At 50.9% G+C, this 15,461-nt stretch carries 17 protein-coding genes; 10 read left to right on the top strand and 7 right to left on the bottom strand.

What is annotated here, in order from left to right:
• Positions 1-73: 73 nt before the first annotated feature.
• The 4 genes from ybeD (at position 74) to lipA (ending at position 3,508) form a co-directional block, all read left to right on the top strand.
• A complete protein-coding gene (gene ybeD, locus V6940_RS04875) occupies positions 74-337 on the top strand; it encodes a DUF493 family protein YbeD (RefSeq protein WP_035894333.1) in 264 nt (87 codons plus the stop codon).
• A gap of 99 nt (positions 338-436) precedes the next feature.
• Entirely contained in the window at positions 437-1,078 is a 642-nt protein-coding gene (gene lipB, locus V6940_RS04880) for a lipoyl(octanoyl) transferase LipB (protein ID WP_333495047.1), read from the top strand.
• A 307-nt stretch (positions 1,079-1,385) separates the two neighbouring features.
• Complete coding sequence (locus tag V6940_RS04885; RefSeq protein WP_333495048.1) at positions 1,386-2,342, top strand: YbeF family transcriptional regulator; 957 nt, start codon at positions 1,386-1,388, stop codon at positions 2,340-2,342.
• A 200-nt stretch (positions 2,343-2,542) separates the two neighbouring features.
• Positions 2,543-3,508: a lipoyl synthase gene (gene lipA / locus V6940_RS04890; RefSeq protein WP_185669836.1), complete on the top strand. Its 966-nt coding sequence runs from the start codon at positions 2,543-2,545 to the stop codon at positions 3,506-3,508.
• A gap of 210 nt (positions 3,509-3,718) precedes the next feature.
• On the opposite strand, the gene tatE is transcribed toward lipA, so the two are convergent.
• Positions 3,719-3,919: a twin-arginine translocase subunit TatE gene (gene tatE, locus V6940_RS04895; RefSeq protein ID WP_061283475.1), complete on the bottom strand. Its 201-nt coding sequence runs from the start codon at positions 3,917-3,919 to the stop codon at positions 3,719-3,721.
• Positions 3,920-4,045: 126 nt separating this feature from the next.
• Complete coding sequence (locus V6940_RS04900; RefSeq protein WP_333495049.1) at positions 4,046-4,834, bottom strand: deaminated glutathione amidase; 789 nt, start codon at positions 4,832-4,834, stop codon at positions 4,046-4,048.
• Positions 4,835-4,951: 117 nt separating this feature from the next.
• Here V6940_RS04900 and crcB point away from each other — a divergent pair, with 117 nt between their 5' ends.
• Complete coding sequence (gene crcB / locus V6940_RS04905) at positions 4,952-5,329, top strand: fluoride efflux transporter CrcB (protein WP_333495050.1); 378 nt, start codon at positions 4,952-4,954, stop codon at positions 5,327-5,329.
• Positions 5,330-5,390: 61 nt separating this feature from the next.
• Here the strand turns inward: crcB and cspE are convergent, their stop codons facing one another.
• Together cspE and pagP are read right to left on the bottom strand one after the other, a co-directional pair.
• The gene (gene cspE / locus V6940_RS04910) at positions 5,391-5,600 is read right to left on the bottom strand and encodes a transcription antiterminator/RNA stability regulator CspE (RefSeq protein WP_000034825.1); all 210 of its coding nucleotides are present in this window, start codon (positions 5,598-5,600) and stop codon (positions 5,391-5,393) included.
• A 160-nt stretch (positions 5,601-5,760) separates the two neighbouring features.
• Complete coding sequence (gene pagP / locus V6940_RS04915) at positions 5,761-6,336, bottom strand: lipid IV(A) palmitoyltransferase PagP (protein ID WP_442910779.1); 576 nt, start codon at positions 6,334-6,336, stop codon at positions 5,761-5,763.
• Positions 6,337-7,012: 676 nt separating this feature from the next.
• Here pagP and dcuC point away from each other — a divergent pair.
• Both dcuC and rna read left to right on the top strand, forming a co-directional pair.
• Positions 7,013-8,383: an anaerobic C4-dicarboxylate transporter DcuC gene (gene dcuC / locus V6940_RS04920; protein ID WP_333495051.1), complete on the top strand. Its 1,371-nt coding sequence runs from the start codon at positions 7,013-7,015 to the stop codon at positions 8,381-8,383.
• A 94-nt stretch (positions 8,384-8,477) separates the two neighbouring features.
• A complete protein-coding gene (gene rna, locus V6940_RS04925; RefSeq protein ID WP_333495052.1) occupies positions 8,478-9,278 on the top strand; it encodes a ribonuclease I in 801 nt (266 codons plus the stop codon).
• Between the two features lie 39 nt (positions 9,279-9,317).
• Here the strand turns inward: rna and V6940_RS04930 are convergent, their stop codons facing one another.
• Positions 9,318-10,148, bottom strand: a complete 831-nt coding sequence (locus V6940_RS04930) for an alpha/beta fold hydrolase (RefSeq protein ID WP_333495053.1) — start codon at positions 10,146-10,148, stop codon at positions 9,318-9,320.
• A gap of 234 nt (positions 10,149-10,382) precedes the next feature.
• Here V6940_RS04930 and rnk point away from each other — a divergent pair, with 234 nt between their 5' ends.
• Both rnk and uspG read left to right on the top strand, forming a co-directional pair.
• The gene (gene rnk, locus V6940_RS04935; RefSeq protein ID WP_333495054.1) at positions 10,383-10,793 is read left to right on the top strand and encodes a nucleoside diphosphate kinase regulator; all 411 of its coding nucleotides are present in this window, start codon (positions 10,383-10,385) and stop codon (positions 10,791-10,793) included.
• Between the two features lie 184 nt (positions 10,794-10,977).
• Positions 10,978-11,406 (top strand): universal stress protein UspG, encoded by a 429-nt coding sequence (gene uspG, locus V6940_RS04940; protein WP_185669843.1) that lies wholly within the window; start codon positions 10,978-10,980, stop codon positions 11,404-11,406.
• Between the two features lie 101 nt (positions 11,407-11,507).
• On the opposite strand, the gene ahpF is transcribed toward uspG, so the two are convergent.
• Both ahpF and ahpC read right to left on the bottom strand, forming a co-directional pair.
• The gene (ahpF, locus tag V6940_RS04945) at positions 11,508-13,073 is read right to left on the bottom strand and encodes an alkyl hydroperoxide reductase subunit F (protein WP_333495055.1); all 1,566 of its coding nucleotides are present in this window, start codon (positions 13,071-13,073) and stop codon (positions 11,508-11,510) included.
• Positions 13,074-13,254: 181 nt separating this feature from the next.
• Complete coding sequence (ahpC, locus tag V6940_RS04950) at positions 13,255-13,818, bottom strand: alkyl hydroperoxide reductase subunit C (protein WP_035895873.1); 564 nt, start codon at positions 13,816-13,818, stop codon at positions 13,255-13,257.
• A 679-nt stretch (positions 13,819-14,497) separates the two neighbouring features.
• Between ahpC and citR the strand changes: the two genes are divergently transcribed.
• Positions 14,498-15,400, top strand: a complete 903-nt coding sequence (citR, locus tag V6940_RS04955) for a DNA-binding transcriptional repressor CitR (RefSeq protein ID WP_333495056.1) — start codon at positions 14,498-14,500, stop codon at positions 15,398-15,400.
• The last annotated feature ends 61 nt before the right edge of the window (positions 15,401-15,461 follow it).

A 15,461-nucleotide genomic window follows, 5' to 3' on the forward strand; every position in this document is an offset into this window, starting at 1 on the left:
CCATATACTATGCATAGTAAAAACAACTCCCGCACATTTGCGGGAGTTGTTCTTTTTCAACACTGGAGCTGACATGAAAACCAAACTGAACGAACTGCTTGAATTCCCTACACCATTTACTTACAAAGTAATGGGTCTGGCGAAACCTGAGCTGGTTGACCTGGTGGTTGAAGTGGTACAGCGCCATGCGCCAGGTGACTACTCTCCGCAGATAAAACCGAGCAGCAAAGGCAATTACCACTCGGTGTCCATTACCATCAATGCAACCCACATTGAGCAGGTAGAAACGCTGTACGAAGAGTTGGGCAATATCGAAATCGTCCGTATGGTGCTGTAATCGCATCACCGTTACCCGGCACTGCCGGGTAACGCCTCTCCCCTCCTCCCTGTGATATACTCTGCGTCCATCATTTCCCCTCTCTGCGGAGACGCTGTTTTGGACTTAAATACCCTCCTGATCCGTCAACTTGGCCTGCAGCCTTACGAACCGGTTTCCCAGGCAATGCATGATTTTACCGATAGCCGCGATGAATCCACGCTGGATGAAATCTGGCTGGTAGAGCATCAGCCCGTCTTCACCCAGGGCCAGGCAGGTAAAGCCGAACATGTGCTGGTGCCCGGCGATATTCCGGTCATTCAGAGCGACCGCGGCGGCCAGGTGACCTATCACGGACCCGGTCAGCAGGTGATGTACGTCCTGTTAAACCTCAAGCGCCGAAAGCTTGGTGTACGCGAACTGGTCACACTGTTAGAGCAGACGGTGGTCAATACGCTGGCGGAGGTGGGGATCGAAGCGCACCCTCGTGCCGATGCGCCAGGGGTATACGTAGGGGAGAAAAAGATCTGTTCGTTGGGGCTACGTATCCGTAAAGGCTGTTCATTCCACGGCCTGGCGCTGAATATCGCGATGGACCTGTCACCGTTCCTGAGAATTAACCCTTGCGGTTATGCGGGAATGGAAATGGCCCAGGTGTCACAGTGGGTGGATGACGCAACGCCGGAAAATATATCACCTCGTCTGGTCTCCCACTTTTTAGCTTTGCTAAACAATCCACCTCACGAATATATTCACGCTTAATATATGATACATCCTGACCCAATAATCCGTTGGGTCATTCACTATCTTTTCATCTCCCTCTTTACAATAACGGCAAGTTTCTCTATTTTTTCTGCTTAATTTCGCCATAAAGTGCATCGCAACGCTCACTTTCGCGCAATGACACGCATAACGACATAGATACCAGCAATGTATTAGCAACATTAATGCATTGAGTATTAACGTAAAAATCACGTTTTTACCTTGCGATTCTGCGTTTCTCAGAATAATAATAATATTATTATTCTCAACTATCATTCATGGAGTGAATGAATACGGAGTAAGCAGTGTGGATTATAACGATAAGCCCGAAAATAAAACTAACCTCAACGTTGAAAATGAGACACCACAAATCTTCCGCACGCTGCGTAATATTGACCTCAATTTATTGACCATATTTGAAGCGGTCTACGTGCATAAAGGTATCGTCAACGCCGCGAAAATACTGAATCTCACCCCTTCAGCGATAAGCCAATCGATTCAGAAACTTAGACTGCTCTTTCCCGACCCTCTCTTTATTCGCAAAGGCCAGGGCGTCACTCCAACGGCGTACGCTACCCATCTTCATGAATATATCAGTCAGGGGCTGGAGTCGATTCTCGGCGCGTTGGATCTGAACGGCAGCTATGACAAGCAACGAGTGATTACTATCGGCACCGCCGCCTCGGTGGGTGCTATCGTGATGCCGGTTATCTATCAGGTTGTGAAGAAGACCTACCCCCAGGTGCTATTGAGAAACGTGGCCGTTACCGATGCCAACGCACAGCTCAGCCAGTTCCAGACCGATTTAATTATCGATAATCATGAACACAACAACCCTCGAACGCTGGGCCGTCATGCGCTGTTCAGCGACAAGCTGGTGCTGGTATGCCGCAACGACCACCCGGCTCTGGAAGAATCCCCCTCTCTGGACACGCTGATGCAGTATGAACACACGCTGCTGACAATGGACGGTGCGGGGCAAAACGACCAGTACCGGCGGATTCGCGACATGCTGCCCGATCGCCAGGTCAGCGTGAGCAGTTACAATTTGTTTACCATCGCGTCACTGATCGCCTCAAGCAACCTGATTGGCATTATGCCGCTGCGCTTTTACCATATCTTCAGACAGTGCTGGCCGCTGCAAACGCTGGACTTTACGCCGCTCCAGCATGAACGCGTCGACTTTTCATTGCATTACAATAAGCTCAGCCTGCGTGACCCGGTAATGCAAAACATTATCAACGTCATCCATCAGGCGTTCTGAACCTCGTACTCCTCATCTTTGCTGGCCGGCAAAAAAGCATTATTCAACAACTATTTTACAATTTGCCGGCACAGTAGGCTGCTTTGTACCCCATTTAAATGGTATACTGCCTGCCATAAATTCAAAAATAGTTGATAAATACAACATTCCCTTGAATTGAAACGCTTTCCCTCGATACTCGGAACTGGAACACGTACGCTATGAGTAAACCCATTGTGATGGAACGCGGTGTTAAGTACCGCGATGCCGATAAAATGGCCCTTATCCCGGTTAAAAACGTGGCAACAGAGCGCGAAGCGCTGCTGCGAAAACCGGAATGGATGAAAATTAAACTTCCGGCAGACTCCTCCCGTATCCAGGGTATCAAAGCGGCCATGCGTAAAAATGGCCTGCACTCCGTCTGTGAAGAAGCCTCCTGCCCAAACCTGGCAGAATGTTTTAACCACGGCACCGCGACCTTTATGATTCTGGGCGCTATCTGTACCCGCCGCTGCCCGTTCTGCGACGTTGCACACGGTCGCCCGGTCGCCCCAGATGCGAATGAACCACAAAAACTGGCCCAGACCATTGCGGACATGGGGCTGCGCTATGTGGTTATTACCTCAGTGGACCGCGATGACCTGCGTGACGGCGGCGCTCAGCACTTTGCTGACTGCATCTCCGCCATTCGCGAAAAGAATCCGACCATTAAGATTGAAACGCTGGTGCCGGACTTCCGTGGCCGTATGGATCGCGCGTTAGAGATCCTGACCGCAACCCCTCCAGACGTCTTCAACCATAACCTGGAAAACGTGCCGCGTATCTACCGCCACGTGCGCCCAGGGGCTGACTATAACTGGTCACTGAAGCTGCTGGAGCGCTTTAAAGAAGCGCACCCGGAAATTCCAACCAAATCTGGTTTGATGGTGGGTCTGGGCGAAACTAACGCCGAGATCGTTGAAGTTATGCGTGACCTGCGTCGCCACGGCGTTACTATGCTGACGCTCGGTCAGTATCTGCAACCAAGCCGTCACCACCTGCCGGTGCAACGTTACGTCAGCCCGGATGAGTTCGAAGAGATGAAAGCCGAAGCGCTGGCGATGGGCTTCACCCACGCGGCCTGTGGCCCATTCGTGCGTTCGTCCTATCACGCCGACCTTCAGGCCAAAGGCCTTGAAGTGAAATAAGGTCTGATACCCGCGACAAAAAGCCGCTCTCTGCTGATAGCGGCTTTTTTTATGGTTTAATAAGAAATATATTGTTGCAATAAGACAACATTAGAAATGTTATTTCCATGAAAAAGGGCTACAACGTACTTACGCTGTAGCCCCTTCCGCAGGCGGCTAAACCTGCGCATGGCGCGCTACATCAGCACACCATGTGAAACGCTGCCCTGCTTACTCTTTATGAGAGAGTTTTTCTGCCGGGGTTTCTTCTGCGCTTTTCTGCGCCGTGGTTTCATCATCATTCATGGCTTTCTTGAAGCCTTTGATGGCTGAACCCAAATCCCCACCCAGAGTCCGTAATTTTTTGGTACCAAACACCAGAACAATCAGTGCTGCCACTACCAGCAGTTTGGTAATACTAATCTCACCCATAGATACCTTCTTCTCAAAAACAGGCTGCAGAATGCGCCACATCACTGTCATTTATTAACGGTCATCTGGCGCGTGCACACAATAGCAATCTGTAACAAGGTGAATCAAGCATTGTTTAAAAAAACGTCACGTTAATTGCGGTAGCGCAAAGCGTCTATTTTTCAGCACCGGAAGCTGCTGGCGAACGTTCAAAAGATGTTCGCGCTGAATCTCCGAAATAATCAACTGCGGCTCTGCCGTCGCACCTGCCAGCGTCACGCCAAGCGGATCGATAATTCGGCTTTGACCAATATTTCGCGTACCGCACTCCCCGCTCGCCACCACGTAACAGGTGGTATCTAACGCGCGTGCCGCAAGCAGCGTCGCCCAGTGATGCTCTTTCAGTGGCCCGCGCACCCAGGCCGCCGGAAGCGCCAGAATCTCAGCCCCCTGGAGCGCCAGCGTCATCGCCAGTTCCGGAAAACGCAGGTCGTAGCAGGTCATCAGGCCAACCTTAACATCTTCAACCTCAATGAGCGGCGGCAACGCCTCACCAGCATCCACCCGCTTTGACTCCTGAATGGAGAACGCGTCATAGAGGTGGAGCTTGTGATAATGGGCAATAACTTCGCCACCACGTAGCGCCACCAGCGTGTTTCGCGCACGGTCTTCCCCTGACGGCGTGTGGATAGTCAGCACGGTGGTCAATGCATCACTACGGCTTTGCGCCAGCAGTACCTGCATAAAGCCGCCGTCCAACGCCTGAGCCGACCTGACGGACATATCCGGGTCATTATCACTGCGCGCCAGCAGCGCCTCTGGCAGCACCAGCAAAGACGTTCCAGCTTCTGCCGCCGAGCGCATCAGCGCGACGCAGCGTTGCGCATTAACCTGCCACTCCGGCGTCACGACAAACTGCCCTGCTGCTACCCGCATCCGCACACCTCAGCTTTTACTAATATATCAATATGATGAATACTGATGAGTATATAGCCAGATTCACCCGTTCAACGCTACACTGGCAGCATTAATTGAAAATGGCAGGAAACTCGCATGATGCAACTGTTGTTGGCCGTTTTTATCGGCGGAGGTACCGGCAGCGTCGCTCGCTGGCTGCTGAGCATGAGATTTAATCCTATGCACCAAACCATCCCGCTAGGCACGCTGACGGCTAACCTGGTCGGGGCGTTTATCATCGGCGCAGGGCTGGCATGGTTTAACCGTCTGCCGCATATTGACCCGGTCTGGAAACTGCTTATCACCACCGGCTTTTGCGGCGGATTGACGACCTTCTCCACCTTCTCGGCCGAAGTCGTCTTCCTGCTACAGGAAGGAAAAGTGAGCTGGGCGCTGCTGAACGTTGCGGTGAACCTGCTGGGCTCATTCGCCATGACCGCCGCAGCATTCTGGTTGTTTAGCGCCAGCCGCTAGAAAAAGGATAAAAAAAACCCGCATTTAAGCGGGTTTTGAATTCTGAACTGCTATTTTTCGCTTAGAGAGCGATGACGTTAGCAGCAGAAGGGCCTTTGGCACCGTTAGTGATTTCGAACTCTACGCGCTGACCTTCAGCCAGAGTTTTAAAACCATTGGTCTGGATTGCAGAGAAGTGTACGAATACGTCTTTGCTGCCATCTTCCGGAGTAATGAAACCGAATCCTTTGGACTCATTAAACCACTTAACGTTACCTTTAATCTTAGACATCAAAATTACCTTTATATGAAAAAACGACACTAATCTGTGTCAGTTAACAGTACAACAATTGTCGTCGGCTTTGTCCAGCCTAACTTCGTTAAAAAGTGATAAATGTCTCTAACTTTTATTTGCGGGTTGACTTTAGCGCCCGCTGTGTTCCAGGCCGGTTTCAGAAGTCAAAACGAAGCCAGGCGAAGTAGACGTTGCCGTTGTTATAGGTGCCAGGAATGTAGGTCATCTGGAACGTCGCCGGGCCGTAACCGATAGAGGCCATCGGCAGCGCCACCGGCAGCGGGATGTAGTTCCAGTTATCGCGTGCGGTCACCCCAATCGTGTAACCCAACCCAACGTGGAATTTATCGTCCGTCAGCGGTCGCCAGGTGGCTTCCCAGCCGTAGCCGCCAATCGGTTCCCATTTGTTAAAGGAGTCTTTAAACGCCATCAAATAGAGGCCGTGCCAGTTGCCTTTATCATCCCAACGCGAAACGCCAAAGCCGGCTCCCCAGGGACGCTCATTGTATTTGTCCGTTTTCTCTTTATCGTAGGCAAAACGCGCGTGCCACGTAATCACCGGCACATACAGATCGTAATTCTGCGGTTCATCCCAGGTTTGCACGATGTTATTGCTCACCGTGTTATAGCCATCCTTAATCGTCTCAGTAAAAGACGCATACGCAGGCAGAGCGGTGCTCGACAGCCCTACCATCACAACCAGCAGTGCGAAAAATCTATTTAGTTTTAACACGATAGTCTTGCCAAAAAATGATTAATTAAGAATATTCTATCAAGCGTATGCTTAATGATATCGTAACCGCAGCGGCGGCTTAGCTTTTTTCTACATCTGAATTACAAATTAGAATATTCCTAAACAAACCGTCAAGCCAACCGCACAACCTAAGCTAAATTATAATGCACGATTACGGTCAACGATTCGCATTATCGTCCATGAGTAGAAAACCATAAATTTAAAGTGCCTTCTGATTATATTAAACCAACTACTTCCCCATATTATTTTCGTAATATGAGAATAATTGCTTAACCATTAAATAACGATTTAATTAGCACATATTTTATGCAACTTTATCTTTCCCTATTTTATTTCACACGTTACGCTGCTGAAGAGTAGCATCAACACCGTACCGTCTCACCACGACTGGTGTCGCGAGCCTTTCACCGTTGTGCCTGGCAAGGCAACATTTCATTTCCTCTGGCTGTATAGTATTCCACCAGCGCGCTATACTCATTGGAGTAACAATGTTCAGCTTTGTGAGTACACCGAGTAAATGACAACTTCGCCATCTTTAATTAATCTTTTTATTGATTTTCATCAGCTAAATTTGTCGTTTTTTTCGGCACATTTCATCCCTTACTTTTGATGCAGCACTGCGTCAATTTTTACAACTGGGCGATAGGTGTTAATAATGTTAACGTTCTTTGAACTCCTGATTGGTGTTGTGGTTATTGTGGGCGTGGCCCGCTACATCATCAAAGGTTATTCCGCGACGGGAGTCCTTTTCGTCGGTGGCTTACTGCTACTGATTGCCAGCGCATTGATGGGTCACAAGATTTTACCTGGTAGCGCAACCAGCACCGGTTATTCTGCCACCGATATTGTTGAATACATCAAGATCTTATTAATGAGCCGCGGTGGCGACCTCGGCATGATGATTATGATGCTCTGTGGTTTTGCCGCTTATATGACGCATATCGGCGCGAATGATATGGTCGTTAAGCTGACCTCTAAACCGCTGAAGTTTATCAACTCACCTTATTTATTGATGATTGCAGCCTATTTCGTTGCCTGCCTGATGTCACTGGCCGTTTCTTCGGCAACCGGCCTCGGCGTGCTGCTGATGGGTACCCTGTTCCCGGTAATGGTGAACGTCGGCATCAGCCGCGGCGCGGCGGCGGCAATCTGCGCCTCTCCGGCGGCCATTATTCTTTCTCCAACGTCCGGTGACGTCGTGCTGGCAGCAAAAGCCGCAGAAATGCCGCTGATTGATTTTGCCTTTAAAACCACGCTGCCTATTTCCATCGTGGCAATTATCGCCATGGCGATTGCCCACTTCTTCTGGCAGCGCTACCTGGATAAAAAAGAGCATATCTCTCACGAAATGCTGGATGTGAATGAAATCACCACCAGCGCGCCTCGCTTCTACGCGATTCTGCCGTTCACCCCTATTTTCGGTGTACTGATCTTTGACGGTAAATGGGGTCCGGAACTGCATATCATCGCCATTCTGGTTATCTGTATGCTGCTGGCTGCGGTGCTGGAATTCTTCCGCGGCTTCAATACCCAGAACGTCTTTGCCGGTCTGGAAGTAGCCTATCGCGGTATGGCCGATGCCTTCGCCGGCGTAGTGATGCTGCTGGTTGCTGCGGGCGTCTTCGCCCAGGGTCTGAGCACCATCGGCTTTATTAACAGCCTGATTTCCATTGCCACTTCGTTCGGTTCGGCCAGCATTATTCTCATGCTGGTGCTGGTGATCCTGACCATGCTGGCAGCGATGACTACCGGCTCCGGTAATGCGCCGTTCTACGCTTTCGTGGAGATGATCCCGAAACTGGCGCACTCCTCCGGCATCAACCCGGCATACCTGTCGATTCCAATGCTGCAGGCGTCCAACCTCGGTCGTACTATCTCCCCGGTTTCCGGCGTGGTGGTTGCGGTTGCCGGTATGGCGAAAATCTCCCCGTTTGAAGTGGTTAAACGTACCTCGGTACCGGTCATCATTGGTCTTATCGTGGTGATTATCGCCACCGAAGTCCTGGTGCCAGGCGTCGCCGGATAATCATTTATCGGATAAATAAAATAAGGCGCCTGAGGGCGCCTTATTTTATTATGTAATAACGTCACTAAATGATTAAAAACGTGGAGTCAGGAAAATGTTAAGGAAGAATATTGTGTCAGGATGCGCGCTGCTGCTCTGCGCTGGTAGCCTTCAAGCAGCCCCACTGGCACCCACACAATATGGCGACTTCGACCGTTACGTCCTGGCACTCTCCTGGCAAAACGGGTTTTGCCAGAGCCAGCATGATAGAAACCGCAAAGAGCCGCTGGAATGCCTGCGGACAACAGAAGCCGCTAATAAGGCCGATTATCTGACGGTACACGGCCTATGGCCTGGTCTACCGGGTTCCATTGCCTCACGCGGGGTGGACAACAACCGCTGGATGCGTTTCGGCTGCGCCACACGTCCGATCCCCAATATGCCGGAAGCGAAAGCCAGCCGGAAATGCGCCGCCGATGAGACGGGTTTATCACTGGAGGTGGCCAATAAGCTCAACCAGGTGATGCCGGGCAGCGGTGGAAAAACGTGTCTTGAGCGCTACGAGTACGCCAAGCACGGCGTCTGCTTCGGCTTCGATCCGGATGCCTACTTCGGTACCATGGTGCGCATGAATAGCGAAGTGAAGCAAAGCGCGATAGGTCAGTTCCTTGCCGCTAACTACGGCAAAACCGTTACCCGCGCGAGCTTTGACGACGCGGTTGCCCGCGCCTTTGGCAAAGAGAATGTGAAAGCGGTCAAGCTGACCTGCGACGGCAACCCGGCTTATCTGACCGAAATGCAGATTGCCATTAAATCCGCCAGTATCAACAACCCGCTCAGCGCAGATTCACTGCTCCCACAGCCGCACCCCGGCAACTGCGGCAAACAGTTCATCCTGGATAAAAACGGCTACTAATCGTTTGATTACGCCCCCGACCGTCGGGGGCGATTCGCGCTACTGCTCGATAAACGACAGCAGATCGTCGTTGATCTGGTGCTTGTGCGTGGTACAGATCCCATGCGATCCGCCGCGATACACCTTCAGCTCCGCGTCAGGCAAAATTTCCGCCGCCACTTTCCCGCAGGTCTCAAACGGCACAATCTGATCGTCATCGCCGTGAATCACCAGCGTTGGGATCGTCATTCTGCGCAGGTCCTCACGCAGGTCTGTCTCTGAGAACGCCTTGATGCAGTCGTAGAGCGCCTTAATCGAACCCTGTAATCCTTGTTCGACAAAACCTTCGCGCACCGCTTTCGACTCCTTCGCACCAGGGCGGTTATAACCGTAAAACGCCGCCGTCAGCTCGTAGAAAAACGCGCCACGATCGTTAATTACCCCGTCACGAATACCGTCGAAGACCTCCAGCGGCACGCCGTTCGGGTTAAAGTCCGTTTTCACCATAATGGGCGTTACCGCGCCAATCAACACCGCTTTGGCCACCCGCTGCGTGCCGTGACGGCCAATATAGCGCGCCACCTCGCCGCCGCCGGTTGAGTGGCCAACGTGCACCGCATCCTTCAGATTCAGGTGGGCGGTCAACTCCGCCAGGTCATCCGCATACTGGTCCATATTGTGCCCGTCCCAGGGCTGCGCCGAGCGCCCATGGCCTCGTCTATCGTGGGCGATAACCCGATACCCCTTTGACCCCAGATACAGCATCTGATCCTCAAACGCATCAGACGTCAGCGGCCAGCCGTGGCTAAATACAATAGGCTGTCCGCTCCCCCAATCTTTAAACCAGAGATAGCTACCATCTTTCAGGGTCAGTTTATCGAAACCACTCATACGATCTCCTGTACTGGAAGGACGCTGCCAGGTGCAGCCTAAAAAGGATAATCCAGATTTATAGGTTGCGATGTATTTCGCACAAAATTCACACAACGCCGATCGTTGCCATTCTCGAATGTGCGCTGTATCACTTCAAACCTGACCTCAGGATCAGTATGATGGGATGAGATGAACCCTTGCCGCTGGCGGTGAGGGTTTTCTTTTGGATAATCGATAGACATGGAGTAAATAATGACCAGACCTGCCATCATTATTAATGAGTTCGATGCCGAGCGTATCGACCGCCTGCTTGAGCAACCTGCTTACGCAAATTCCCCGGTGGCGAACGCGCTAAACGACGAACTGGATCGTGCCCAGATGTGTGCCCCAGAGGACATGCCGCATGATGTAGTGAGTATGAATAGCCAGGTCAGATTCCGCGATCTCACCACCGGCGAAGAGCGCGTCCGTACGCTGGTCTTCCCGGCCCAGATGACCGACAGCAGCAGCCAGCTTTCCGTGATGGCACCGGTTGGCGCCGCGCTGCTTGGCCTGCGCACGGGCAGTGCCATTCACTGGGAGCTGCCGGGCGGTACATCTACCCATCTCGAAGTGCTCGAGCTGCTTTACCAGCCGGAAGCCGCAGGCGAATTTCATCGCTAATCTCCCGCGCTAACCTATTAAGAGGATGTTCTGCATCCTCTTTCTGTTTTTGCCCCTTCTGCCCTTCCCCGCCTCACGAAACTTTACAACTCCCCTCGCCTCGATAAACTATTTTGCGAACTAAATGACATATTTAGAACCCATTATGTGTTCTGATAGTTCCACAAAGACAAGGAGGAGCCATATGTACAAAACAATCATTATGCCAGTTGATGTTTTTGAGATGGAGTTGAGTGACAAAGCCGTTCGTCACGCGGAATTTTTAGCCCAGCAGGATGGTATTATCCATCTGCTTCACGTGCTGCCCGCATCGGCCAGCTACACCATGAGCCGCTTTGCCGCCGACCTGCGCCGCTTTGAAGAGCATCTGCAGCAGGAAGCCGAAAGCCGTCTGACCACCATGGTGAGCCATTTCAGCATCGACCCTTCGCGTATTAAGCTTCACGTTCGCCTCGGCAGCGTCCGCGATGCGGTGAACGAACTGGCGGAAGAGCTGAACGCCGATATGGTGGTGATTGGTTCACGTAACCCGTCTATCAGTACGCACCTGCTTGGTTCCAACGCTTCCAGCGTTATCCGCCACGCGCATATTCCGGTGTTAGTCGTACGATAAAAAACCGTAGCCCGGCAAGGCAAAGCGCCGCCGGGAAATAGCAGTCACAAAAAAAGGCCACCTTTCGGTGGCCTTTGACATTGCAGGCATTGTCTTCTTTTTTATGCAGTTTTGGTACGAATCAGGTAGTCAAATGAACTTAGTGACGCCTTCGCACCTTCGCCAGCGGCGATGATAATCTGTTTGTACGGCACGGTGGTGCAGTCGCCTGCGGCGAATACGCCCTTCACGTTGGTCTCGCATTTCGCATCAATGATAATTTCACCCATGCGGTTGCGTTCAATCGCGCCTTCCAGCCAGTTGGTATTTGGCAGCAGGCCAATCTGAACAAATATCCCCGCCAGTGCCACGTGATGCTCGTCGCCGCTAACGCGGTCACGATACTGCAGGCCGGTCACTTTGCTGCCGTCACCTTTCACTTCAGTGGTCTGCGCGTTGAGAATAATGTCGACGTTCTTAAGGCTGCGCACTTTATCCTGCAGCACCTGGTCGGCCTTCATTTCTGGCGCAAACTCAAGCAGGGTCACGTGTTCAACCACACCCGCCAGATCGATAGCCGCTTCAACGCCGGAGTTACCCCCGCCGATAACCGCCACGCGTTTGCCTTTAAACAGCGGGCCGTCGCAGTGTGGGCAGTAGGTCACGCCCTTGGTGCGATACTGATCTTCGCCCGGTACGTTCATGTTACGCCATTTCGCCCCGGTAGCGATGATAATGCTACGCGCTTTCAGCACAGCGCCGGACGCAGTTTCAATCTGATGCAGGCCGCCTTCAACCGAGGCAGGAACCAGCTTAGACGCGCTCTGGGAGTCAATCACATCCACATCATACTCGCTCACGTGCGCCTTCAGTGCGCCCGCCAGTTTCTGGCCTTCGGTTTTTGGTACGGAGATGTAGTTTTCGATATCGACGGTATCCAGCACCTGGCCGCCAAAACGTTCGCCCATCAGGCCGGTACGAATACCTTTACGCGCAGAGTAAACCGCCGCTGCCGCACCGGACGGGCCGGAACCGACGATCAGCACATCGTAAGCGTCACGTTTATTCAGCTCTTCCGCCGCACGTTTTTCCGCGCCGGTATCCACTTTTGCGACGATTTCAGTCAGCGTCATACGGCCCTGACCAAACTCCTGACCGTTCATATAGACCGCCGGAACGCCCATGACGTTACGGTCGGTAATTTCATTCTGGAATGTACCACCGTCAATGGCCGTGTGCTTGATGCGCGGGTTCAGTACCGACATCAGGTTCAGCGCCTGCACCACGTCAGGGCAGTTGTGGCAAGAGAGCGAGTAGTAAGTTTCAAATTCAAAGTCGCCGTCGATATCGCGGATCTGCTCCAGCAGAGACTGCGCTTCTTTCGACGGGTGACCACCGGTCCACAGCAGCGCCAGCACCAACGAGGTAAACTCGTGGCCCAGCGGGGAACCCGCAAAGCGTGGGCCCTGGTCGGAACCTGGGTTAGTAATCAGGAACGATGGCTTACGTACCGCGAGCGTGTTGTCTTCTTTAAAGGTCACTTTATCTGACAATTCAGCGATTTCAGCCAACAGTTCCTTGATCTCTGCCGATTTAGCGCTGTCATCCAGCGTGGCAATCAGCTCAACAGGTTTAGTCAGCTTCTCAAGATAGGCCTTGAGCTGGGTTTTCATGTTGGTGTCGAGCATTTTTATCTCCTGGGCTTAAAACATCATCATGCAAGCGGCCACATACGAGCTGCCTGTAAGCAACTTGCATCATGATGCTGGAATAAAACAGGCGCAGATTCGCGCCTGTTAGATGCCGGATGGCACTACGTTTATCCGGCCTACGTGCTGTAGGCCATTATCGTGCCGCCGGGCAGACGACTTAGATCTTGCCGACCAGGTCTAAAGATGGAGCCAGTGTGGCTTCGCCTTCTTTCCATTTAGCCGGGCAAACTTCGCCTGGGTGAGAAGCAACATACTGAGCTGCCTTGATTTTACGCAGCAGGTCAGAGGCGTCACGGCCGATACCTTCAGCGGTAACTTCGATTGCCTGGATGATACCTTGTGGGTCAACAACGAAGGTTGCACGGTCTGCCAGACCTTCATCTTCACGCATGTTGTCGAAGTTACGGGTCAGGGCGCCAGTCGGGTCGCCGATCATCGCGTATTTGATTTTCGCGATGGTGTCAGAGCTGCTGTGCCATGCTTTGTGGGTGAAGTGGGTGTCGGTAGAAACAGAGTACACGTCCACGCCCAGTTTCTGCAGCTCTTCGTAATGGTCTGCTACGTCGCCCAGTTCGGTCGGGCATACGAAGGTGAAGTCAGCCGGGTAGAAGAAGAAGACGCTCCAGCGACCTTCGGTATCTTTCTCGGTAACTTCTACGAATTCACCGTTTTTGAACGCCTGGTTTTTGAAAGGTTTGATTTTGGTATTAATTAAAGACATCGAGTACTTCCTCCGTGTTTTCGTTGAGGTCTAAGTTAACGACTTTTTCCTGATTCGACCAATGCGTTTACATTATCAAATCAATAAGCGTTATCTAACAACCGGAACAAGACAGCTTTGTGAACCGATAACGAGGACGGGCACAATTCGCTCACCCTCAGACGTAAAAAGGCCGCATCAGCGGCCCCGTTACCTGAATCCCCAGCAGGTGAATTCAGCGCCAGCCAGGCTGGCTTATTGTTGCGCTCTACATACCTTAACAAAGGTTGTCACAGCCCTTGGATTACATCACCCTGCTCCGCAAAGGGCAATCGGCCTGGCGTCGGTCTTGTCTATGACTGTGATAGCCTACGCCGTTTATCTCGTATTACCCACTGATTTTACGGATACTTTCCATCGTAGTCGGTTCTTTACCTGACGTTTCTCGCTTTTAGCAGGGAACGGCATAAGGGAAATCAGCAAATTAAGACAAATCGCTATAACCCCACTTTCATGAATATTATTAATAATATATATACATCCTTTTCTTCTACATAATGAGTGGATCATTACTCACACCTGTTATATATTCAGAAGTGGTTAAATCCCAATGTAGTTTTTCGAATACAAGGATTGTTTCGGAAAGTATGGCGTATGTTTCGCCACATATGCATTTGTTAAAACAATAAAGGAATATCTCATGGCAAATCTTTACAACCTTAAGCGCTTCGATCTAAATCTGCTCATTATTTTCGAATGTATATACCAGCATTTGAGTATTAGTAAGGCAGCGCAAACGTTATTTATCACTCCCTCTGCCGTTAGCCAGTCCTTGCAGCGACTCCGCGTCCAGTTAAACGATCCGCTTTTTGTGCGCTCTGGCAAAGGTATAACGCCGACAACCGTAGCCGATAACCTGCATCTCCATCTCGAAGATAATCTTAACGGGCTTGAACAGACGATTAACATTATGGGTAAAACCGAACTCAGAAGGCGTTTTGTGGTATATGGCCCGCAGTTTCACGCACAGCCCAAACTCACTCAATTTATGAACATTCTTCTTGAGGATAGAAACCTTGAGGTGGTTTATCACGATACAGCGATAGAAACCGAAGACATTGAAGAAATAATGAATTATCGCAAGGCCGACGTGGTCTTTACCGTGCAACAGCACAGTAATCGTTCGCTGGTTTGTGTACCGTTTAGCGAAGTCCAGGTCATCCTGGCGTGCAGTCAAAATCATCCACGATTGGGTGACAGTGCGACATTAGAACAGCTTTTAAAAGAACGATTTACCCTATATCAGGCACGTGAACATCAAATTAAAGAATTTCAGAATGCCAATGACTCCGCACAATTAACAGAGAGAGAGATTGCTTTCACCTCATCATCATTAATGACGATTTATCATACCCTTCATCACACTGATTTAGTCGGTATTGTACCAAAACTTGCCTTTGAGCTATTAAAAGATACATTCAAACTAAAAGAAATATCGACAAAGATAACATTACCCTCATTCCCGATATACATGGTTTACAGCCGCTCATCAATGAGCCTCCCCTTCTTTTCTAAGATTATAGAAAAAACCATGAGCCTTTAATATATTCATACAACAAATGCATTATAACCAAAAAATAAAAACCTAGCATGTATTATCTTAT

The organism is Kluyvera sp. CHPC 1.251, from assembly GCF_036759945.1.
GTDB lineage: Bacteria > Pseudomonadota > Gammaproteobacteria > Enterobacterales > Enterobacteriaceae > Kluyvera > Kluyvera sichuanensis.

What these genes read in the sequence shown, in the direction of transcription:
- rnk (WP_333495054.1), top strand. Translation starts at nt 10,383, where the DNA reads ATGACCAGACCTGCCATCATTATTAATGAGTTCGATGCCGAGCGTATC.
- citR (WP_333495056.1), top strand. Translation starts at nt 14,498, where the DNA reads ATGGCAAATCTTTACAACCTTAAGCGCTTCGATCTAAATCTGCTCATT.
- crcB (WP_333495050.1), top strand. Translation starts at nt 4,952, where the DNA reads ATGATGCAACTGTTGTTGGCCGTTTTTATCGGCGGAGGTACCGGCAGC.
- ahpC (WP_035895873.1), bottom strand. Translation starts at nt 13,818, where the DNA reads ATGTCTTTAATTAATACCAAAATCAAACCTTTCAAAAACCAGGCGTTC.
- V6940_RS04900 (WP_333495049.1), bottom strand. Translation starts at nt 4,834, where the DNA reads ATGCGGGTAGCAGCAGGGCAGTTTGTCGTGACGCCGGAGTGGCAGGTT.
- rna (WP_333495052.1), top strand. Translation starts at nt 8,478, where the DNA reads ATGTTAAGGAAGAATATTGTGTCAGGATGCGCGCTGCTGCTCTGCGCT.
- V6940_RS04930 (WP_333495053.1), bottom strand. Translation starts at nt 10,148, where the DNA reads ATGAGTGGTTTCGATAAACTGACCCTGAAAGATGGTAGCTATCTCTGG.
- tatE (WP_061283475.1), bottom strand. Translation starts at nt 3,919, where the DNA reads ATGGGTGAGATTAGTATTACCAAACTGCTGGTAGTGGCAGCACTGATT.
- dcuC (WP_333495051.1), top strand. Translation starts at nt 7,013, where the DNA reads ATGTTAACGTTCTTTGAACTCCTGATTGGTGTTGTGGTTATTGTGGGC.
- uspG (WP_185669843.1), top strand. Translation starts at nt 10,978, where the DNA reads ATGTACAAAACAATCATTATGCCAGTTGATGTTTTTGAGATGGAGTTG.
- lipA (WP_185669836.1), top strand. Translation starts at nt 2,543, where the DNA reads ATGAGTAAACCCATTGTGATGGAACGCGGTGTTAAGTACCGCGATGCC.
- ahpF (WP_333495055.1), bottom strand. Translation starts at nt 13,073, where the DNA reads ATGCTCGACACCAACATGAAAACCCAGCTCAAGGCCTATCTTGAGAAG.
- ybeD (WP_035894333.1), top strand. Translation starts at nt 74, where the DNA reads ATGAAAACCAAACTGAACGAACTGCTTGAATTCCCTACACCATTTACT.
- cspE (WP_000034825.1), bottom strand. Translation starts at nt 5,600, where the DNA reads ATGTCTAAGATTAAAGGTAACGTTAAGTGGTTTAATGAGTCCAAAGGA.